General features: G+C 53.6%; 18 protein-coding genes. 10 read left to right on the top strand and 8 right to left on the bottom strand.

Annotated features, from left to right (window positions below):
* Window positions 1–69 precede the first annotated feature (69 nt).
* The gene (locus VE954_RS37720; RefSeq protein ID WP_324962901.1) at window positions 70–1518 is read left to right on the top strand and encodes a glycosyl hydrolase family 18 protein; all 1449 of its coding nucleotides are present in this window, start codon (window positions 70–72) and stop codon (window positions 1516–1518) included.
* Window positions 1519–1563: 45 nt separating this feature from the next.
* On the opposite strand, the gene VE954_RS37725 is transcribed toward VE954_RS37720, so the two are convergent.
* The 5 genes from VE954_RS37725 to VE954_RS37745 all read right to left on the bottom strand — a co-directional run bounded on the left by VE954_RS37725 (window position 1564) and on the right by VE954_RS37745 (window position 10160).
* Window positions 1564–4284 carry a di-heme oxidoredictase family protein gene (locus VE954_RS37725; RefSeq protein WP_324962903.1) on the bottom strand — a complete coding sequence of 907 codons (2721 nt, stop codon included), beginning with the start codon at window positions 4282–4284 and terminating at the stop codon, window positions 1564–1566.
* 307 nt (window positions 4285–4591) lie between these two features.
* Window positions 4592–5305, bottom strand: coding sequence for a metallophosphoesterase (locus VE954_RS37730; RefSeq protein ID WP_324962905.1), 714 nt, complete (start codon window positions 5303–5305; stop codon window positions 4592–4594).
* A gap of 93 nt (window positions 5306–5398) precedes the next feature.
* Window positions 5399–6694, bottom strand: a complete 1296-nt coding sequence (locus VE954_RS37735) for a glycoside hydrolase family 18 protein (protein ID WP_324962907.1) — start codon at window positions 6692–6694, stop codon at window positions 5399–5401.
* A gap of 20 nt (window positions 6695–6714) precedes the next feature.
* Complete coding sequence (locus VE954_RS37740; RefSeq protein ID WP_324962909.1) at window positions 6715–8073, bottom strand: hypothetical protein; 1359 nt, start codon at window positions 8071–8073, stop codon at window positions 6715–6717.
* Complete coding sequence (locus VE954_RS37745; RefSeq protein WP_324962911.1) at window positions 8070–10160, bottom strand: family 20 glycosylhydrolase; 2091 nt, start codon at window positions 10158–10160, stop codon at window positions 8070–8072. Before VE954_RS37745 ends, VE954_RS37740 begins: the two co-directional genes overlap by 4 nt.
* A 234-nt stretch (window positions 10161–10394) precedes the next feature.
* Between VE954_RS37745 and VE954_RS37750 the strand changes: the two genes are divergently transcribed.
* The 7 genes from VE954_RS37750 to VE954_RS37780 all read left to right on the top strand — a co-directional run bounded on the left by VE954_RS37750 (window position 10395) and on the right by VE954_RS37780 (window position 19089).
* Window positions 10395–12086, top strand: coding sequence for a UTRA domain-containing protein (locus VE954_RS37750; RefSeq protein ID WP_324962913.1), 1692 nt, complete (start codon window positions 10395–10397; stop codon window positions 12084–12086).
* Window positions 12083–13186: an N-acetylglucosamine-6-phosphate deacetylase gene (gene nagA / locus VE954_RS37755; protein WP_324962915.1), complete on the top strand. Its 1104-nt coding sequence runs from the start codon at window positions 12083–12085 to the stop codon at window positions 13184–13186. Before VE954_RS37750 ends, nagA begins: the two co-directional genes overlap by 4 nt.
* The gene (locus VE954_RS37760; RefSeq protein WP_324962917.1) at window positions 13167–14189 is read left to right on the top strand and encodes an SIS domain-containing protein; all 1023 of its coding nucleotides are present in this window, start codon (window positions 13167–13169) and stop codon (window positions 14187–14189) included. Before nagA ends, VE954_RS37760 begins: the two co-directional genes overlap by 20 nt.
* 120 nt (window positions 14190–14309) lie before the next feature.
* Complete coding sequence (gene nagE, locus VE954_RS37765) at window positions 14310–16142, top strand: N-acetylglucosamine-specific PTS transporter subunit IIBC (RefSeq protein WP_349263862.1); 1833 nt, start codon at window positions 14310–14312, stop codon at window positions 16140–16142.
* Between the two features lie 9 nt (window positions 16143–16151).
* The gene (locus tag VE954_RS37770; RefSeq protein WP_324962921.1) at window positions 16152–16415 is read left to right on the top strand and encodes an HPr family phosphocarrier protein; all 264 of its coding nucleotides are present in this window, start codon (window positions 16152–16154) and stop codon (window positions 16413–16415) included.
* Window positions 16416–16418: 3 nt separating this feature from the next.
* Window positions 16419–18134 carry a phosphoenolpyruvate--protein phosphotransferase gene (ptsP, locus tag VE954_RS37775; RefSeq protein WP_324962922.1) on the top strand — a complete coding sequence of 572 codons (1716 nt, stop codon included), beginning with the start codon at window positions 16419–16421 and terminating at the stop codon, window positions 18132–18134.
* A gap of 10 nt (window positions 18135–18144) precedes the next feature.
* Window positions 18145–19089 (top strand): hypothetical protein, encoded by a 945-nt coding sequence (locus tag VE954_RS37780; RefSeq protein ID WP_324962924.1) that lies wholly within the window; start codon window positions 18145–18147, stop codon window positions 19087–19089.
* Window positions 19090–19247: 158 nt separating this feature from the next.
* Here VE954_RS37780 and VE954_RS37785 read toward each other — a convergent pair whose 3' ends face one another.
* Both VE954_RS37785 and VE954_RS37790 read right to left on the bottom strand, forming a co-directional pair.
* A complete protein-coding gene (locus tag VE954_RS37785; RefSeq protein ID WP_324962926.1) occupies window positions 19248–19550 on the bottom strand; it encodes a DUF1330 domain-containing protein in 303 nt (100 codons plus the stop codon).
* Window positions 19551–19579: 29 nt separating this feature from the next.
* The gene (locus tag VE954_RS37790) at window positions 19580–20569 is read right to left on the bottom strand and encodes a cyclase family protein (RefSeq protein ID WP_414699068.1); all 990 of its coding nucleotides are present in this window, start codon (window positions 20567–20569) and stop codon (window positions 19580–19582) included.
* Window positions 20570–20678: 109 nt separating this feature from the next.
* Between VE954_RS37790 and VE954_RS37795 the strand changes: the two genes are divergently transcribed.
* Window positions 20679–21569 (top strand): LysR family transcriptional regulator, encoded by an 891-nt coding sequence (locus tag VE954_RS37795; RefSeq protein WP_324962930.1) that lies wholly within the window; start codon window positions 20679–20681, stop codon window positions 21567–21569.
* 157 nt (window positions 21570–21726) lie between these two features.
* Window positions 21727–21864, top strand: coding sequence for a hypothetical protein (locus VE954_RS37800; protein WP_324962932.1), 138 nt, complete (start codon window positions 21727–21729; stop codon window positions 21862–21864).
* A gap of 40 nt (window positions 21865–21904) precedes the next feature.
* Here VE954_RS37800 and VE954_RS37805 read toward each other — a convergent pair.
* The coding region (locus VE954_RS37805; protein ID WP_324962934.1) for a transposase at window positions 21905–22012 on the bottom strand (108 nt) is incomplete at its 5' end.

Genomic DNA, 22012 nt, shown 5'->3' on the forward strand with positions numbered 1-22012 from the left:
GTGTTTCGGCTGGCCAGCGGATCGCAATCGTGGAGACCTTGCGTCGAATCCATGAGAAAAGGCGAAATCATGCAATTCAATCCTCGATCCATCACGCTGATGTGCGCTCTGCACGTCATCCCTTGTGTCGCCTGGAGCCCGGCTCAGGCCTCATCTCCAGCCGAACTGTCACGCATAAGCTGCGTGAAGTTTGAAAGCAAATTTTCCCAGGCGTCGCAGATTGCAGGACTTAGAATAACCAACCGCTGCGGTTATGTTTTGGATTTTTCAGAAGCACGCGTTCAATTCACGGCGGCCGAGGCCAGGAGTCAACCTTGGGGGCAGAATCCTCCTGGTTTCAGCTGGATCAGTTGGGAAAGCACGGGGAACGGTTTTCATTACAAAAAGGATCCGGCGGCGAACTGGATTCATGTCGCGTTGAAAGATGGCGACAGTTTACAATTGGATTTCAATGCTGATCGCGAACCCAGGAATCCGGAACTCTATCTGAATGGAGTCCATACGCCGACCGATCCTGTGCCCCCTGAGCCCAAACCGGAACCTCAACCCACGCCACAACCTGACCCCAAACCTCAGCCTGGTAAAAAGGAAATAGTCGCTTACTACGAAACATGGAGTGCAGGCTGGGCTGCGCGGGGCGAGGATCATAGCCTGGCTTCTCTGCCACCTTACATCACCACGGTTCTGCTTTCCTTTGCGCGACCCGAGGCCAGCTATGAGGCTGGACAAAATTCGTTTAAGGGAACGGGTCTCGACTTTTCTTCCGACTTTACTGTCGTTCGCGACGCCATCCAGAGGCTTAAGAAGAAAAATCCAGGCACGAAAGTATTACTTTCCGTTGGCGGTGCCACGTATGGGAACTGGAACCAGGCCAATCCAAAGAGCGTGGCGGCGTTGGTGCAGGATCTTGGAGCCGATGGCGCCGACATTGATTATGAACCGTCCGCTGGCGCGTGCTCATGGGGAACCGGTGGTCAATCGTGTCCTGGTGATCAGGAATTTATACAGATTATTCGAGAATTTCGCACGGCTCTGCCACGGCCTTATCTGATCACGACAGCGGCGTGGAGCACAGGGGCCTTTGGTCCCGGAGCGTATCCCGCCTCGCGTTTTTCCGGCAATTTAGTGGGAGCCAACTTTGGTCTCTATGTGAATCCCTTGAAAGAGGTCGGGGATCTTTTCGATGCTATTTATATCATGTCGTATGATGCGGGTGGCCCCTCGTCCCCTGCAGGCCAGCCGACCGGTTACGATCCGCAGTTGGCTTTTGATGCCTACCGTCAGCTCTATAAAGGTCCCTTGATGCTGGGAGTCGAAGTGCCACCCGAGGCATGGGGCGGACACGTTTCGACTCCTGAGGAAGCTCAAGCGCGGGCTGAATATGTGGTTAATCGAGGCGGGCAGGGCATGATGATCTGGTCGATTCAAAAAGCGGGTCAGCCTTCCAGCAGCGCCTTCGTTCAGGCGATGTGCCGGACACTCCAGCTGCCTCGTTGTGAAGTTCCTCTGACCCGATAAGAAAACGGATGGGGACCCATCCCGTGAGATGGGTCCCATTCGTAATCAAAGATCCCAGAGGAACGCTTCCAATGCATCACGATCAGCCTTCGGCAACTTCTTGTAGAGGTTTGCCGCGGGAGCCGCCTGGCCTCCGTGCCACAGAATGGCTTCAGGAATGCTTTGCGCGCGTCCGTCATGCAAGAGCTGGATGGCGTTGCCGTTAGCCGCTCGCTGCGTGTCGGTGAATACGATCGTTTGCTGGCCCGATGGATACTGAGCGAGGTGAGCATTGGTGGAATGCTTCACGTTCTTCAGACCCCACAGAGGTGCGGTTCGCCATTTCCGGGCATAGGCACCCTGATCCGCATCAGCCAGGCCATCGCCCATGTCATGGAGCAGAAGATCGGTAAAGGGCTGAATGGTCTGTCCTGCCAGCTCAGGAAACTTGGAAGGACCCGTGCGTAAGGTCTTCACGTGACAGCTGTTGCAACTCAGTTGTTCAAAAATCTTTTCACCACGCTGAACGGTGGCATCCGTTGGGTTATTGCGGGGCGGCACACCCAGGAGTGCGACATAGGATTCGATTTCATCAACCACCTGATCCGGCAATCCCGCTTTTCCACCCTGGCAATTCATACAATCCAATTTCACAGCGCTGCGACTGGTGACACCCATATCATTATTCAAAGCGCCCACAATCTGGTCTTTCACGGCTGGATGATTGGCTTTCCAACCGAAGCGACCGATCCGACCATTGACCATGCGAGCCTCGCCTTGGGTCTTGGTGGCCAGTTCGCGCAGCGTGCTCTCGGGAACAGCATCCAGAAGACCCATGCCAATCAAAGCCTGAGGTTTCCGGGGTGAAAGAGCCAGGTTATCCGTTGCGTAAAGGGGATTTTCCACCTTAAAGATGGGTTTGCGCAGCGTTATGATCGTACCATCATCCAGCTTGACTGGCGTTTTTTCAAAACGTTCCACCTTCAGTGTACCTTCAGGGTTGGTCCCGCTGGTCTGCAGCTGCTGGCCAAACATTTCATGAGCCGTGCCGGTGGCTTTATTATTGGCTTTCACAATAATGGTATGGACCGGTTGATTCAAGTTCGCTTCATCCGGCAGCATGCTGATGCCATTGTGAATATGGCAGGCATTACAGGATCGAATATTGAAAGCACTCGCCGCGTAGCCACTTCTCTGAAGACGCATCTCGTCAAAGAAAGTCGAAGGCTTGTCGTCGGACGCATCCCCAACGTGCTGGCCGCTGACCATATCGGTGTGAAACCAGGTCCGGCCGGTCAGGAACTTCTGGTAATTAGCGAAGGTCAGGTTAAAGGCTTGCTGCTGAAGAGCCTTCCAGGGTTCCACGCGAACCGTCGGGATGGTTGTCCAACCGCCGCTGTATCTTTGAGCCGAAGGCAGAGCCTTGGAGTCATTCAAGTTCTCAATATAGAGTCCCGCTTCACCAACCCGGATGCGGAAAAACTCAGAATAGTAAGCGGAAAGGTTATGAGGATTGAAGGCCTTTTGCTTCTGCCATTGTGGAAAGCTTTCGTCATTGAAAAAACGGAATTCAAAGATGATCAAAGCGCCTTTTTTCAATTGGTCAGGAAACGCCTGGAAAACTTCGGGCCCGATGGTGGCTTCGAAATGGCGTTGATTGGCAATGTGAGCCATGCGTTGATTGATGGCAAACTTGCTTCGCAGAGTTTCTGAACCAGCAGCGGGATCACCTGTGTAAATCGCCGAGAAGTCTGGGCCGCGGTTCGGGGTATAATCCTGAGGCCACTCTGTTTTCAAAGTGAACTTGATGCGATTTTCACCCGCTGTTGTATGGTCCTCGACCTTGAATTCGGTCAAGCGTCCTTCCCAATAGAAGGGATTGAATTTCGCATAATCCATATCATTTTCATGACGACGACGGACGCGGACAACGCCTTCGGTAACAGCCACATTGTTGACCATTTTACCGGTGACGTTGGCACCGATATCACTGTAGGACGCTATGCTTCCCGTGGCCGGTGCGGGCGGCAAAGGAGCCGATGGAGCCGCTGGAGTCTGAGGGGCCTGAGGCGGCACCGGGGCAGCTTTTCCTTCAGCTTCAATACGAACGTTATCGAGCTGCACATGAGCGCTGCCCTTGATTTCCAGCACGAAAGGATCCACAACGGAATTCATGCTAAAACCAGACAGCTGCTGCAGTTCACTCAGGGCAATGGCGTATTCGCGCCAGCCCGAAGACAGGGCCTCAATACACTTCGCCATGAAAGGATCAGAAGACTTTTTCAGAGTCTCCAGTTCTCCCGAACGTTTCGCATTTTCGATGACGGCTTTGCGGCTTTCGCATTCCGGACTCGAAGCTTCTGCAGAATTCAGCGAGAAAGGGATCTGATATTCGGCTCTTTGCGGATACACACCGCTTAACTTGACCACAAGGGCCTGCGGGCCGGCATCGGCCTTGAGCACCTGGAGATCGAATTTCAATGTACCCTGAGCATAATCGACCAGCGAGCGGGAACCGGCTTTGAATTGGGCGTGGGCAACACCGACGTCGCCGCCTTGGGTTTTAATATCCCAGACTTGACCGCGACCTTCGGCAGCCACGATCGTCTGTTGAACCTGATCACCTTCCAAAGGCCATTTTTTCAGCGTAAGTTCGTCTTGAACAGCGTCCTGAAAGATCGACAGGACCAGACGATTCTGTCCTGTGTCGTCCAATGCACTGTTTTGATGTTTCGAACAACTCATCAACCACCAGGAAGACAGCAGGAGATAGAGACCAGCTTTCACAGTAACCTCCAAAAATAAACTCAAACGAATCTGTGTGTACCCGCTTGCGCGGTCCTATGATTCGCCCTAAGCAATATATTAGCCACAGATTCCAAACGGTCTGGGTCCAGGATTTCCTGGAAAAAGGTCTGTCACGCGAAGTCTGAGCTGACTTTTGATCTATGCAGAACGGTCTTAAACCACTTGAAAGACCAGCGCTTTGGCAAGCTGGTCCCCGAGCTGAAGATTTTTAGTTCGTTTCAACTAGTGCTTGTGAGGCTGTCGCTGATGAATTCAGGGGGGTGTTAGGAACGTTGACATTGCGAGGTTAGTCATCTCGAAAGAGATTGTCCCGATGCGCGTAGACTCTTCGGGCTTGAACCTGAACGATGCGGAAATCGGGAAGGATCAGGGCTGACAGCGCCCCACCAAAGACACAACCCGTGTCGATTCCAATCGTATTGCCAAAAACCTGAGGCTGACGAAAAACAGTATGGCCGAAAACCACGAGCTCGTCGCCATCCCATAGATCCCACCAGGGGACCAGTCCTTGGGCTTTGGCCTTTTCATCCGTGAGCCAGGCCACGGAACCCGGTTTCACGGGATCGATCAGTTGCGCCATCATCACGGAAAACGGTTGCTTCCAGAGTGGAAGCCCAGGCCACAGACCCCCATGGACCAGAGCAATCGGCCGCTTGATGATACCATCGATGATATGAATGCGTGGCAGTTGTCTCAGATAATTCCAGTTCTCAGGGTCCTGGGAGAGGGAAGCTATGCTGCGCCTTTTCTCGTCGCTGATATCCGAGGATGAGGTCCGCTTCTGAAGGTCGAGCAGGCGGGCCTCATGATTGCCCATCACGCCGGTAATACCATGCTGCCGCAGCAAAGCGACCACGGCGCCGCTATCCGGACCACGATCCACCAAATCGCCCAGATGCCAGGTTGCATCGAGTTGTTCGTGTTCCAAAAGGGTCAAAAGCTCACGGAGCTCATCAATGCAACCATGGACATCCCCGATTATGGCAATTTTCTGAGACACGAATAAAAACCTCCCAGCCTGACTAAGCAAGTGTCAGGCCAAAAGGTCAAATTGTCCATAACCATCAAGCGGGAAGGGTCCCAGGTGATTAACTCAAGGGCAGGGTTCGACAGGAGCCTGTCCGCGCATGGCGTCCAGTATATCTCCATTATCGGAATCTATTTCCCAGGCAAAGACCCCGGCCAAATTCTGATCCTTGGCATAGGCGGCCTTGTAAGACGTGGAACAGCTATTATCGTAGCTGATCAGCTTGCGTTGGGACGCCGACCACAGGAACGGGGCCTTGGCCTGAGCATCAAAAACGAAGGTGAACTGTGGATCATGACGATAGCGGGTTTGGATATATTTATAATCCATGACACCGGGTTCCCACATGCCGTTTTCCAAAGCCCAGGCGCTGGCCTTATTATCGGTTTTGGATTGGCTGAGTCCGGTTCCTGCGGTGGCCTCAATATTCTGCCAGGCGCGACCATACATGGACACACCGAGCACAAGATTCTGGGGTGGGACACCAGCTTTGATCAGATTTTGTATCGAATCATGGCCGTTGAATCCGGGCTGAACGGCTTTATCGGTGTTAAAAAGTCCGGCCGTGTGACCCCGAATGCCATCCCAGGCGCCGTAGTAATCATAAGTCATGGCAAAGACCAGATCGAGGCCAGGCCGGGATGGATTGGTGAAGAGCTTCGAATAGGGAACTTTGGAGATTTTCGCCGGCGCTGAGCCCACAGCCGCGGTCAGCAGATATTTTTTTCCATTCCCTGCCTTGTCCAAAGCAACCCGCAATTCCTGCACCAGAGCCACGAAATTTTCGCCATCATCAGAGGCACCCAAGGCGGGATTCGGACCATCACCGCCTGGATATTCCCAATCCAGATCAGCTCCGTCAAACACCGGGTTCTGTTCCAAAAATCGCACTACGGACTGAATAAAGACGGCCCGAGATGCCGGGGTTTTCACGAGATAATGGAAGGGATCGGAAAGGCTCCAGCCGCCAATGGAAATAAGAACCTTGAGATGGGGATACTGCTGCTTGTATTGCTGCAGCTTGCCATAATTATTGTGCGTGGCACCCAGTGCAGCCCAGGTATCGTGAATGGTCACTTCGAAATCCTGTCGGCCCTGACATTCGTGCAGCAGGAGGGCATGGCCATTGGGATTCATGGTCTTAAGGCTTTCGTTGGGGCCACAGATGGGCAGAAACGCGTAAAGCAGATGCGTGATTTTCGAGAACGGAATTTTTTCAACCCCGAATTGCCGCGCGTACACGGACCATTCGGTGTAATAGGCTGCGACGACATTGGGTTGCCGGTCCACCTCGGTCGTGGCACCGGTCGCTCCCAACGGCATCAAACCCAGGACAAAAGCCATCGATTTTAGATTTTTCATGTGCATCCCCTTAAATTTTTTTAACCTGAAATTACGGAACGATAAATAAGCATGATCTTAAGATCATTCGTACTGTAGAGCCCATACCGGGCGTAAAGCGATCCAGGATCCTGATCGTCGAGCTGGGTACCTCCTGCCTTCAAATGGGTGTAGTGAAAGGATGCCGAGAGGGGTTTTAGAACGCCTTCAGCATAGGAAAATCCAAGGTCGAAGTTATAGCCCCGCTCAAACCCTTCGCGATCGGTTCGAGCGTGTTGCGCATCAAATCCTGAGATATGTTGAGCGGAAATCAGATTCACACCCGAGCTGACGGCCAGGCTTCCCAGGTTCCATGCTGGTGGGCGCAGGCCCAGATTGAGAGCCCGCTCACCGTCCTTGTTAAAATCAGAGACCGCGTTCCACCAATAGTCGAGTCGCCCCTGGCTATTGCCATATCCGGCGCTCATGCGCGGAACGAATTCAGGCACGGTGCACCAGAAATCGACCTGGGTGCCGACGTATTCAAGAGACAAATTCCAGCCCTGGGCATGCGTGAGCTGCATGCTGACCACGTTCTGCTCGCCCATGGTATTCTCGCGGCCGATAAAATCCTTGCCGAACGCGGAAAAGCGATAGTGCTGATAGTTGGCATGCAGATCGTAGGCACCGGCTTTGCCCTGCCAGCCGCCCTTGACGAAATGCCGCTTTTGCCAACCTGTCGCCAGTCCGGCTGCGGCTTCCCCATAGAAGCCGTTTTCAGCACGGTAGCGGACACCCGCGGTCTGAATTTCCTTGATCACCTTGCTACTGGGATCGAGAAAATGCCCATATTCTGTGGCCCATGGCGCGCGATAGGTATCCGCCCAGGCATAATTGAAGGTGAGTCCGCCCCATTCTCCATCGAGCTGCGCGCCGCGATAGGACCCTGGAAACAGAAAGCCCCAGTTGTTACCCAGGACACCCGCATTGAGCTGGTCATATCCCGCGCGGAGTTTCCATTTGACCTCGGCAAGCTGCGATTGAACACCCAAGGTGGCTCGATATAAAGCAATCCCATCCAGATCATTGTGGGCCCAGATGTTGGTCCGGCCATCGCTGATGTCATTTTTTTTCGAACAAAAAGCCACTTCCGAACATCGATAGTCCTTTTCAAAGTTCAGAGCTCCCAGCCAGCCAATGTCAGCCTTGAGCCAGCCTCCCAGATAGCCTGAGGACATATCGAACACGGAGTTGATCACGTTCGATTTCATTTCCTGAGAAGGCCAACGCGGTTCCTTAAGGTTTTCATCCGTACGGCGCCGGTAAAAATAACCGGTGGTCACCGACGCTTCCTGGGCCACAGCGGCCGCCGTATCCAGACTGAGAGCAATCAGGGTGGAAAGCCCTATGATTTTCTTCATGGCTGACTCGACAGCTTGCTTAAGCCAGGTGCCACCCGATATTGAACTCCATAAGCATCAAGCCGCGGCAGGTGGAATTTGCTCATGCGCGCGGAAAAATCCTGCCAGTTCTGCTTTTTCACAGGTGTCCAGGCGATTTCCGCGAGAGCCACAACGCGTGGAAAGGTTCGATAATCCAGGTCCTGTCGGGTTCGAATGGTCTCCGACCAGAGGTTGCCCTGCAGACCTTGCACATTTTTTTGCTGCGATGCCGGCAGGTGAGGGGTGGGATCAGAAAAGGTATAAACCTTTTGGGTGTCGATGGTTCCGGCCCAGTAATAGCCTGGTTCTCTGGGATCCTCGCTATAGGCGAGATCAAAATAAAAGTGATCGGCAGGATTCAGAATAACCGGATAACCTTCGCGAGCCAGTCGCTCACCTTCCTTGACGGATTTCCAGGCAAACGCCAGCACCTGACGATCAGGAAAGCCCGGGCCGGATACGATCTCTTCCCAGCCGGCCATTTTCTTGCCGTATTTTTCCACTGAACTTTTTATTTTCGTGAAAAAGAAATGCTGCAGTGCGGTCTTGTCCTTCAAACCTGCGCGGGCCATGGTCTGCTTGCACTGCTGCGATCGCTCCGGATTCCAAACACCTTCCGGAACTTCATCGCCCCCGACATGCAGATAGGGGCCGGGAAACAAAGCCGCGACTTCCTGAAGGATGCGGTCCACCACTTCATAGGTGGCGGGCAGACAGGCCGATAGCACATTATCCTTATAAGCCTGGACGCTCTCGTAAATCGATTGATCCGTGCGGTCCACCAGTTGCGGCAGACTTTTGAGCATCGCCCGTGCATGGCCCGGCATATCGATTTCTGGAATGATCGTGATCTGCCTTTCGGCGGCATAAGCCACGATATCCTTCACCTCATCCTGCGAATAGAAACCGCCTTGGCGTTCGGGACCAGAACCCAGGGTTGGAACCAAAGGTAGACCATAGCCGCGAAAAGCACCCACAGCCGTGAGTTCAGGATAAGCGCGAATCGCAATCCGCCAGCCCTCGTCATCCGTCAGGTGCCAATGAAACCGATTCAATTTATGCAAGGCCATCAGATCCAGAATACGTTTCACGTCAGCAACGGGATGAAAATTGCGGGCGACATCCAGATGCAACCCGCGCCAGGCGTAGCGAGGAAAATCGGTGATGCGAACGGCGGGGATGATGACATCGGTCCATGGAGGGGGATCATTTGCATAGAATGAGGCGGGCAGAAGCTGTCTCAGGGTTTGCACTGCATAGTGAAAACCCGCCGGGTCCGCGGCGTGAATTTTGATCTCATGGCGAGTGACTTCCATGGAATACTGCTCGGGTTGCTGACCCTTGCTTTGAGGCCAAGGCAGAAACCGAATGACCGACGTTCCAGCCGAAACTTTATCAGCTGTATTCAGAGATGTACCCAAAGCGCTGCCGAGGAAAGTGGCAGCTTCCTGTGCGCCTTTGGTTTTGTTGTCGATCACAACTTTTGTATTCCTGGTCAGCGTGAACCCGGAACCTTTTAAGGTTTGATACTGAACGGGATGCGGAATGATAGGCTGGGAAGGATTTTTGATCCGAGGCGTCACGCTCTCGCTGGCTGCCAAGGTGCGTTTACCATCATCCAGGCGTGATTCCACACTCAGACTGCGTGATTGCTTTTGCCCCGACTCGTCCACAAAGGTGATAAAGAATCCTGCAGGCGCATCGGTGTCATGTTTTAGAAACCATTTGCCTAGGATCTCCATGGAAACGTGTTGGCCCGGTTGAAGGGTGGACGATCCGTCTGCGGCCTTGACCGAAAAGAAATCTCCGTTGCGATTCTCATCCTCCAGAAGCCTGCCGCCATTGAGTTTGAGAATGGGTCGCACGAAATTGAAATGCAGAGTCCAATCCTGGTACGGCTGTTTCGAGGTGTTTTCAAGCTTAAGATTGGCTTGAAACGTATTGTCAGTCTTGTTTTCCACGAGTTGAAAAAATACCGAAGGCTTTTCGTTGGCGTTTGGAGCGGCTTTGACATCGACCGGGGTCGAGCCTAAGCCGATCAAAAGCAGGATGGCTGCGATCTTCATTGCATTTACTCCTGAGTCAGCACAGTTGGTTCTTTGTCGCTACAATTTGCAGAAGTAATACCAATTGAAAACCACTTAAGTCCAACCCTTCTTCCTTATTTCACCATGAATTTTTGTAAACATGCTGGTGTTGTATAGTTACATGCAATTACAGAATGTTCCTCATTGTGAGGATTGGTATTAGCGTGGTACTCAAGGGGCAACACCACGCTTTGGACAAAAGGGAGATCCGCTTTGCACAGACGATCGAAGTATTATGCGGGTGCTATCTTGGATTCGCAGTCGCTTGAGCTGCTGCTGGAATCGGATCCGGGTGAACCGCTCGGTTCCTGGTCCTTTGCCCTGAGTGCGGATGCCGATCCTCTGTTGATCTGGAGCCATATTCAGGATGCTCTTCGTGAGTGGCCCTTGGATCAGGTGCATCTGGCGCTTGGTCTGAATGCGGAAAGAACCTCACAATTCCGTCGTCTCCTTTTGGAGTCAGCGCCCGGTTTATGCTCGCTGGAAGTGGCGAGCGATATGCACATGATTCTGCTTGGTGCGCATGAAGGTGAACCAGGTCTGGTTTTAAGTTTGAATGCCAAGGTCATGGCTCAATGCCTGGATGCAGAACGGCATTCCCATCGTAAAGGTGGTTGGGGTTTTCCATTTGATGTTGGCGGAACCAGCTGGCTCGGTTCGCAGGCTCTCGCGCAAACGCTCCTACTGCTGGATGGACGACTGTCACCGGATTTCAGTGATTCGATGCTGCACCAGGCTCTGCTGGATCAGTGTGGACCCAGCCCGGAAAAAATTCGTGACTGGCTGCATGTGGCCAAGGCCGAAGATTATGAGCGGCTCGGTTTTTTGGTTCTGGACCATGCGGAACACAAGGATCAGGCGGCTCTGCGATTGATGCAAAAGGCTGGCGATGAGATCGGTCAGCTGATTCTGTCCTTTGATAAGGAGCAGAGTCTTCCACTCAGTCTGGTCGGAGGGCCCGCGGCACGCATGAAACCGTACCTGCCCCAGTGGCTCCAAAACTGGGCGATTGAGCCCCAGGCCAGCGCCCTGCATGGAGCTGTGCTGATGGCGCGGCGTCCCGATCTGCATGAAATTTGTATCGTGCCGCAAATGTCATGGAAGGTGCAGTCGGCTTCCAAATTAAAAACATCGATTGATGCGTTGCGTCCCGATCCGGATGCGACCACCCCACTTTATATTCAGCTGAAAAATAAATTTGCCCAGGCCATCCAGAACGGGCACTGGTGTCCGGGGCATGCCTTGCCTTCGGAGCGTTATCTGTCGGAAGCGCTCGATGTGTCCCGAATCACGATTCGCAAAACACTGGAGCTTTTGCTGGACGAAGGCCTGATCGAACGCCAGCAAGGAGCCGGCACCTTTGTGAAGCAGAGGATTGAACAGCCGATCTCGGTGCTGACAGGTTTTTCGGATGAAATGAAGGCGCGAGGCATAGTCGCCGAAACACGCGTGTTGGAAAGTTTCATTCGAACTGCCACCGCTGAAGAGGCTTTGACATTGAGTCTGAAACCCGGCCAGCAGGTGGCTTTTCTGAAGCGTTTGCGCCTGGCCGACGGCAAACCTGTGGCGGTGGAATACTCGGTCCTGCCGCGGCACATCGTCCCCAACCCCTATGTGATTACCGGCTCGCTTTATGCGTATTTAAAGATGCAGAAGCAGATGCCCGTCCGCGCCCTGCAGCACCTCAGAGCCAATATTGTCAGCAGTACGGAACGTGATCTGCTGCAAGCTACGGATGATACGGCCGTGCTTTACATCACAAGGGTTGGCTACCTGGCGGATGGAACTCCTGTGGAATTTACGCATTCCTACTACCGTGGGGACAGCTATGACTTCATCGCGGAATTGCAGACGGAAAAAAATGCGGAAGCCGTGCCGCAACAAAGAGGGCGGGCTCCTCTATGACCACACTGCAAGGACGCATACTGACAGCCCAGGGTTGGATGACCGGAGCCATTTCATTTGATCGACATATTCATAGCATGGAACGTCGCATGGGCGTCTCTGATGCGAAGACCATTATTCCAGGTTTTATCGATCTGCACGTGCATGGCGGTCAGGGCGCTGATGTGATGGAAGGGTTGCAGGCCATTGGTCAACTGGCGCGCTGGCATGCCGGGCACGGGACCACTAGTCTCTTGGCCACCACCATGTCAGCGTCCGTTCCGGAATTGAAACAGGTTCTGAGCAATATTCACGAAGCCAGCCAGATGCCTCATGCAGGCGGCGCACGGGTGCTGGGGGCGCATCTGGAAGGGCCTTTTATCAATCGGAATAAACGAGGCGCGCATCCTTTGATTCCCATGAACGAGGATCCGAGCCGGGATATTCTGGACCTGTGTGATTCGGATATTGTGCGGGTCATTACCCTGGCACCGGAGACCATTCAGAACCGAAGCGTTCTGAATAAACTGGCGAGTCGCGGCATTCGCGTGCAGTTGGGTCATTCCACGTCTTCGTATGAGGAAGCAACGGCGGCACTGCAGCAGGGCGCGTCGGGTTTCACGCATCTCTTTAATGCCATGTCGGGGCTTCATCATCGTGATCCTGGGATGGTGGGCGCGGCGTTTGCTCAGGCGGAATATGCCGAGATTATTCCTGACCTCTTTCACGTGCATCGTGGGGCAATGCTGGCCGCGTTTCGTGCCATTCCTAAACTTTATTGTGTGACGGATGCATCGGCAGCGAGCGGCATGCCCGATGGCACGTATCCACTCGGTTGCCAAAAGGTTTTCAAATGTCCCAATGGGGTATGCCTGGAAGATGGCACGATTGCCGGCAGTATTCTGACCATGGATCAGGCCTTGAAAAATCTTTTGGAGATCGGCCTTGACCTGGAGGATGCCATTCGGCGCCTTTCGCTCTATCCAGCGGAATACCTCGGCCTCAAGGATCGCGGGCGATTGCAGGTCGGCGCTTTTGCTGATTTGATCGTTCTGGATGCGAACGGGCAGTTGGAACAGGTTTATGGGGAGGGTGTGGCCATTGAACCATCTCATGGTTGAAGAAGCCTTACGAACGCCGGCTCTTATCCAGGCCCATCTGGAACAGCCCCATGATGAGCTGAAAGCAAGTCTGCAGATTCTTCGCGAATTGCCGCTGACGCATACCGTGACCATAGCGCGTGGCAGTTCCGATCATGCCGCGCAATTTTTCAGCTATATCCTGGCGCAAAAAATCGGTCTGATTCCAGCTTCACTGCCACCGTCTCTGGTCACGTTGCATCAGGCTCCTTTGCGATGGAGCGGAGCCCTGGCGCTAGCCGTCTCGCAATCCGGGGCGAGTCCTGACCTTTGCCGAACATTGGAACAGGCAAAAGCCGAAGGGGCGACAACCCTGGCTTTGGTCAATCAGATCCATTCTCCTCTTGCGTCCGTGGCTCAGCATGTGCTGCCGATGGGTGCAGGTGAAGAGCATAGCGTGGCAGCGACCAAAACATTTCTTCTGAGTCTCGTGAATGCGCTGTTCATGGTAGGGCTGTGGGCCCAGGATCAGTCGATGGTGAACGCCTTACGACGTCTGCCTTTTTTCCTGGAAAAAGCTTTACAAAGCACACGCCCTATTTCATTGCATGCTTTGCAGAAAGCCACCAGCCTTCTGGTCATCAGCCGCGGCACCGGCCTGCCGATCGCTCAGGAGGTCGCTCTGAAATTCAATGAAGTGTGTCGACTGCCGGCTCTGGCTTATAGCGCAGCTGAATTTCGCCATGGACCCATGGCCCTTATTCGGGAAGGGGACCCGGTTCTCCTGCTCAGTGTTCGAGGTCCTGAATGGGCCGGGCTGGTGGAAACGGCACGCTTTTTAAAGGATTTGGGCGCGCGGGTTCTTTGGGTGGCTCCCGAGGGCACACCGGATGCTGATATTCCTTACCCCGTGGACGAGGACACCACGGGTGATCCGATCCTTGTAACACAGGTTCTTTATCCCTTGATTGCGAAGCTTGCGGCGAGTCGTGGGTATGATCCCGACCAGCCCGCGCACCTTCGTAAAGTGACGATGACTCTCTAAGTCCAGCTGATGACGTACAGATAACAAAGGCCATAGTTATGGCCTCGGGACGGCTTTGTCTTTTTTTAACCAGGAGGAGGGAACATGAACGCCAACACTTTCAGATCCGGCCTTGCATCCTTGAATGGACTTGGAGCCTTGCAAAGGCTGGGGCGGGCTTTGATGCTGCCCATTGCGGTGCTACCGGTGGCAGGTTTACTGCTGCGTCTCGGATCACCGGATGTCTTGGATATCGTCTTTATGAAAGAGGCCGGAGCCGCCATCTTTGGCCATCTGGCTTTGATCTTCGCCATCGGTGTAGCGGTTGGGATATCAAATGATAACGCAGGATCCGCGGGCCTTGCGGGTGCCATCGGTTATCTGGTGCTGACCAGTTCGGTGAAAGCCCTGGCACCGGAAGTTGATATGGGCGTGCTCGCAGGGATGATCAGTGGTGTGCTGGCTGGGCTGGCCTACAATCGCTTCCATGATATTCGTCTCCCTGAGTGGCTGGCTTTTTTTGGGGGACGACGTTTCGTACCGATTGCCACGGCCGGGGGAGCCATCCTGCTGTCGTTTGTCTTTGGTCTGGTGTGGCCCCTCGTGCAAACAGGCATCAATGGTTTGGGCCAATGGATTCTTCATTCGGGACCCGTCGGCGCTTTTGTTTACGGCACACTCAATCGACTGCTGATACCCACGGGTTTGCATCAGGTCATCAATAGCCTCGTGTGGTTTGTGTTCGGAGAATATAATGGGGCCAAAGGCGATTTAGGCCGATTTTTTGCGGGTGATCCTACGGCTGGAACCTTCATGGCCGGATTTTATCCGGTGATGATCGCCGGTCTCCCAGCCGCCTGCCTTGCCATGTATCGGATGGCTCATCACGAAAAGAAAAAAGCGCTGATGGGTATGCTCATCGGTGTGGGTTTGACCTCGATCATCACCGGTGTGACCGAGCCGGTGGAATTTATGTTCATGTTTCTCGCTCCGGCGCTTTACCTCGTACATGCTTTGCTCACCGGATTGTCAATGGCACTTTGCTCCATCCTCGGCGTGAAAGCCGGATTTACGTTTTCGGCTGGCGTCATTGATTTGGTTTTAGGTTACAAACTCACGACCAATGGCTGGATGCTTTTGCCTATCAGTCTGCTATGGTTTGGCCTGTACTATGGCTGCTTTGTGTTTTTCATCCGCACCTTCAATCTAAAAACACCAGGGCGTGAGGACAAAGCGGCCCCCATCATCAAACCGGTGGTATCGGGCGCCTCATCCCTCGGCCTTCAGTACATCAAAGCCTTGGGTGGTGCCGATAATATTGTTCACGTCGATGCGTGCATCACAAGGCTGCGATTGACCCTTAAGGATAGCAGCCGACTGCAGGATGCCGATATCAAGGCTCTGGGTGCCAAGGGCATCATGCGTCTGGATAGAACCCATGCGCAAATTATTCTGGGAGCCCAGGCTGAACCCATCTGCGATCAACTGCGGCAGCTCCTGCAGCAGGGGCGGAGTTTTTCCATCATGGCGCCGATTGATGGCGAAATCATTCCGCTCGATCAGGTGCCGGATGCGGTTTTTTCCGATCTGATGGCCGGCGACGGCGTGGCCATTCGCATTACCGGTGATAAGGTCCTGGCCCCCTGCGATGGTATTTTGGAAAAAATATTCAAGACCAACCACGCCTTTGCCCTGAAAGCCGACTCTGGAGCCGAGATTCTGGTGCATATCGGTTTGGATACGGTGGGCCTGAATGGTGTAGGCTTTACGCGCGTCGCCCGAGAGGGGCAGCGAGTGAAAAAGGGCGAACCTATTTTTAAGTTGAACCTTGGTTTGTTGTCAGAAAAAGCAAAATCACTGATCACACCGATTGTGGTGGCGAATTCCGAGACCTTCAGCATTTCCCATAAAAACCAGGGTGCGGTGGTGGCCGGTCTTGATGCGATTTTCACCATTTCCCAACCTTCCACCTAAGGAGCGCACATGAATAGCTTATGCCGGACGGTCAAGCTGCAGGCCCAGGATGGTCTTCATACAAGGCCAGCGGCCCTGTTTGTCCAGGAAGCCAAACGATTCTCTTCGGAGATCGTAATTGAAGCGGGCGGTCGCGTTTCGAGCGCGAAAAGTCTTTTCAAACTGCAGCTGCTTGAACTGCAGCAGGGCGCGGATGTGACGATCAAGGCGGAAGGCGAGGACGCGCATCAGGCGGTGGAACATCTGTCTGCCTATCTTGATAAGCTGAGGTGAAGGATGAGCACACTGGACGGAACCATTGCGTCACGGGGTTATGCCTACGGTCAAGCCTTCCTCTTTCGTGAGGAACCTTTGAACCTGAAAAAGACCTTCATCAGAGCCGAGCATTTTACAGAAGAGTGCGATCGTTTTCCTCAAGCTCTCGCTGCTGTTCGAGACCAAATCAGGGAGATTGAAACGCAGGCTGAAGGGATTTTGGATGCGGAGACCAGAGCTCTGTTCGAAAGTTATCAGCTGATCCTGGATGATGACGAACTGGTGGAAGCGATCGAAGCTGTCATGCACAAGGATGGTGTCACCGCATCGTGGGCTGTCCATCAGGTCATGGAGCAGCATGCGGACGCCATCAGTCGCCTGCAAAGTCCTTATCTGAGAGAACGCGCGGCTGATATTCGCGATCTCAAGGAAAGGATTGTCAAGGAACTTCTGGGTGCCGTATCGGATATCCTCCCGGATTTGACGGATCGAATTTTAGTGGCCGAGGATCTGTCCCCGGCCCAGTCTGTTCAACTTAACCTTCATACTCTGCAAGGCCTCCTGACCGATCGCGGGGGCGTGACGTCACACACGTCGATCCTGGCCCGGGCTCTGAATATTCCCGCGATCGTGGGAACCCGTCATGCGACGCGCATGATTCGGGATCGAGATTGGGTGCTGATCGATGCTATCAGCAACAAGGTCTGGGTGAATCCTGAACCGGAGCTGGTCCAGCTTTATGCGAAGACCCGCGCGGCTCAAAAGAAGGAGCAGGAAAAGCTGGCGGCTCTGGTCCATCAGAAATCCTGCACCCTGGACGGTCAATCCGTGATCCTCGCTGCCAACATCGGGCTGCCGAGCGAAGCGCATCAGGCACGTGCCGCCGGAGCCGAAGGCGTCGGTCTTTTCCGAACCGAATTCCTGTTTATGAATCGTTCGAATCTACCGGATGAAGAGGAACAGTATGCGACCTATAAAAGCGTTTTGGAGCAGATGAGCCCCCATCCGGTGATCGTGCGTACCATGGATATCGGCGGGGATAAGGATCTGCCGCATTTGAATCTGGCCCAGGAGTCGAATCCCTTTTTGGGCCTGCGTGGCATTCGTATCAGTTTGCGTCGGCCGGACCTTTTTCAAACGCAACTGCGAGCGCTCCTGCGGGCGAGCGCTCATGGGTCCTTGAAAATCATGTTCCCCATGATTTCATCCATCGATGAAATCATCGAGATTCATAGGGTTTTGGATAAGGTTCGCCAGGACCTGGACATCACGAAAAAAGTGGACATTGGCATCATGATTGAAACGCCAGCGTCGGTGATGCTGGCTCCCCATCTGATCCGCTTTGTGGACTTTTTCAGTATCGGCACCAATGATCTGACCCAGTACACGCTGGCGGTGGATCGTGGTCACACCGAAATCCATGACCTTTATCAACCGCTCTCCCCTGCCGTTCTCCTCATGATGCATCAGGCCATCCAGGCTGCGAGGCAGGCGGGTAAGTGGGCCGGTGTGTGCGGGGAACTCGCCGGGGATCCTTTGGCCGCACTTTTACTCATAGGCCTCGGTGCGACGGAACTCAGCATGAGTGCGGGCGCGATCGGTCGGGTCAAGCAGGCTCTTGTGCAGATGCAGGGGCCGGATCTTAAGGAACGGGCAGAACGAGCTTTGCATTGTGCCACGGCAGCGGAAGTCAAAGCGCTGCTGGAAGCATGGGACGCGGAGCTCCATTTATCATAAGGGGTATACTATGAAACGCTGGTTTGCTTGTTGGATTGGAATGATCTGTCTTGTCAGTTATCCGGCCTATGCAGAGGTCGGCCTTTACAGTCTTCTGGCCGATGACACGGATCCTCGCTACACGAGTTACGCCGATTGGCAGCCCTCGCTGCATCCTTATCAGCAGGAGGGATTTAGTACACTCTATCTGACCTTTATTCGGCCCGATTCCATGGAAGTTCCACGTTCCTTTACACGCCTCGCGCAATCGCGTGGGAATTCAGCACCGGGATCGGTGCCGGCCCATACGCGCATCATTTTTGCGATTGGAGGCATTGCCTACAGCACCTCGATCAATCCATGGCCCTGGCTCACGACTCCCGAGGCCGCTCGGGCGATGGCTCATAAAGTTGCAGGTTGGAAGCAGCTTGGCGCCGATGGAGTCGATTTGGATATCGAAGATGGGGCGGGCAATGATCCCCGTGCTGGCCGAAATTTGATCGAATTCGTGCGTGAATTGAAACGCCTGAATCCATCCTTCCTTGTCACTCTTCCAGTTTATGGATATCCCCAGATCAGCGCCGCCAACGAACTGGTCAATGCCGCCTTTGGTCCCGATGGCCGCGATTATGGGCTGGTGGACTCGGTGGGAATCATGGTTTACGAAGGGGTGCAGGCGCTGGACTATGTCGGGAATTATGCGAAGATTCCCGGTAAATCCCGCTGGGAAGGTTTTCCAATCCAGGCCGATGTCCCTCGTAAAAAAATTGTCCTTGGGCTGAAAGGTTCTGTGGATGACGGCACCATTCGCGCGATGAGCAGCAGCATCAAAGCCCAGGGTTTTGGCGGTATCATGGCTTGGTATGGATCGGTACTGAATCAAAATCAATCGGCTCTGCAGTATGCGCCAGACTGGGATTCAAGTCGCACGCGCAGTGGGCAGTGGCGTGCGGCCCGGGTTGAGCTTGGCAATTAAGTGATGAGCCATGAACTGAGGTCATGCCTCGTTCATGGCTTGTCTTCATCTTTGGACCACGGGACACGAGTCAATAAAATGCCGAACCTTCCACATAAAACGAATTGCCGAGAAACATCTTATATCCGACGGAAGCTCCCGGCCGACCAGGAAGGGGCTTATGGGGAATCCGTTTCGCTGATGATCACCGTGTCCCTCACGGCCTTGTGGTAAAACCTCGTCTTCACCTCCTGATAGACCGGATGAGCGAAAAATTCATTCTTTCGAGCCGCATCGGCAAAGCGGATGACAAAGACCCGATTGAGGGGATGCGAAGCCTCGCTTTTCAGTGTCGTCGCAATCTTGAAATCGTAGGGAAAACTGCCTCCGTATTGTTCCAGTATTGGTGTCATGCCATGACGATAGGCCGTATAACCTTCCTCATCAACCACGTTCAGGGCAACAAGCATTTCGTAAGCCATACTCTCTTCCTTATTTGAGAATGAGTTCATCACTTGATGGGAATCGCGATGGGTCGCACAGGGGCCGCGTCTGCTCCCTTGAGCTTCAGAGAACCCGCGATAAAAGCAAATTCGTAGACCTTATCTTTGGCCAAATCCTCCAGATAAACCAGTTCCAGGATAGGCGCCCCCTTTTGGGCCAGGAGGTAGGTGTGGAGAGGGACATAGTTGCCCGCGACCTCGGAAGGAAACGTCTCAAAGCTAAGGTTATCCGCCCCGACCATCATGGCTTTTCCTTCCTCGATCAGATATTGCGCAGCCTCGAGGCTCATGCCGGGGGGGTCTTTTATAAAGGCTTTCTCATCCTGATAGACCTGCATTCGTCCCGTACGGATCAAAACCACATCACCATTCTGCAAGGAAACTTTTTGTTTCTTCAGGGCTTCGATGACATCCCCCTTGGTGATGCGGTACTGCTCCGCAAGCATGCGAACTCCCTTCAGGGCGGCAATATCCAGCATTACGCCTCGGGCAATGATGGGAGGAATGGTTTCCGCGCCCGTCTTTTTCCAACCGCGGTCACCCAGATGCTCATCAGCCCGGAAGCCATTCCAGATTTTACCGTTCAGTCCGAAGTGATTCAGCGCATCGATATGCGTACCCATATGGGAATACATGGAAAAGGCCGAGCCGGTATACCCAACGTGCTGGTTTTGCGAATGTCCAACCTGCATAGGATCATCAATGGCTGTACCCCGCGGCGTATGAGTCAACCAGAACTGATAACGAGGGTCCCCAATTGCATGCCAGCTGGGCATTCCGATAAAGTACTCAACTGACAGGTCATAGCTTCTGCCGCCTTGGATTCGTTTGAGAACGGCAGCCCGGGAAGCGTCAGTCATGAGGTTCATTCGGCCAAGCTCATCTTGCTTGCCCCAGGGGCTGATGCCAACATCGAGTTGCTGGGCTCCTGCCGGTGTAAGGGCAAGGAAAGCAGAGGTCAGAAGAGCGAGTTTCAGGCGCATGGAAGTCTCCTTCATGTTGAAATTCTTTCGACAGCCCCTTTATCGAGGTTTTCCCAGCCCAACAAAATGTTTATAATATTGAATGAGTATTAACTAAAAGTTAATAGTAATGGAATTCGCCCTTATGAATATCAGGTCCATGTCCGTATTCTGCAAAGTGGTTGATAAAAGCGTTATGGCCCATGCGGCCCAGGAACTGCAGATGACGCCGGCCGCGGTCAGCAAAATTATCGGCGAATTGGAGGAAAAGCTGGGAGTCCGCCTGCTGCAAAGGACCACGCGACGGTTGCAGCTGACCGAAGCTGGCACGCGCTATTACCACGCTTGCGTGAAGATACTGCAGGAAATCGACGACGTTCATCAGCAGTTCTCTCAGCTTTCCACCGAAGTCCAGGGGCGCCTCCGCATCACAGCCCCGATGTCCTATGGCCTGACGATGTTGGCTAACGCTATACGTGATTTCAAGATGCTCCATCCCAATGTGGAAATCTCGCTTCAACTGGAAGATGCGGCGGTGAACCTGATCGAAGAGGGATTTGATCTTGCCATTCGCATCCAAAGGAAAATGAAGGATTCCTCGTTGGTCGCGAACCTGTTCGGAGAGTTTAAGCACTATCTCGTCTGTTCGCGCGCTTACAAGGACGAAATGGGCTCCATCAGAACTCCCGAGGACCTCGGCAATCACCGTTGCCTGGCTTACACCAATTCCATGCATCGCAATCGCTGGATATTTCATCGCAATGACAAATCCTTCACCCACCATTTTCAGCCGCATATTGAAGCCAATAGCAGCCTGTTCTTAAGTGAACTGATGCGGCAGGGTCAGGGCGTCTGCCTTCTGCCATCGTTTCTGATAGAGGAAGCCGTGAAGCGGAAAGAAGTTGTGCATTTACTGCCGCAGTATGCTCTGGAATCCGGCAAAGGCTGGATCGTATATCCGAGCCGCAAATTCCAACCTCCAGCCGTCACCCGATTCGTGGAATTTTTTTGCAAACGACAAAAGATTCACTCGTGAAAAGATAAGCTATCACTCATGCCGATCCTGCGGTAATGGTCATGACTCGTTCTGAGTGGCTCCGGGACCATGAGGTCTGGCCCGATTCCTGGCGTGATTTATGCTTGCTCCTACCAGGGTCCGACAGTCGGATTCGTTGCAGCTGGGGAGGAGAATCATGTATTTGCCCTTATTTGCTCTCGTGGGTGCTCTGGGTGCCCTGATCTTTTTTTTGATCTATCGGATTGTCGGCAAGTACTCCAGCCATAGCCCGTCCCGAGCCTGCGAGGAACCAGACGGGTTTGGCTGGTGGTGAAACAGGACTGCCGTGATCCGAGCCAAGCGAGGTGAGCGGCCTATTCCGCTTCGGCCTGATTTTCAATGTATTGCTTGAGCACCGAAAGCGGCGCCCCTCCGACAGTCAAAAGGCAATAGGTCCTGCTCCAAAAGATCGGTTTCCCATA

This window comes from Oligoflexus sp. (assembly GCF_035638955.1).
GTDB lineage: Bacteria > Bdellovibrionota_B > Oligoflexia > Oligoflexales > Oligoflexaceae > Oligoflexus.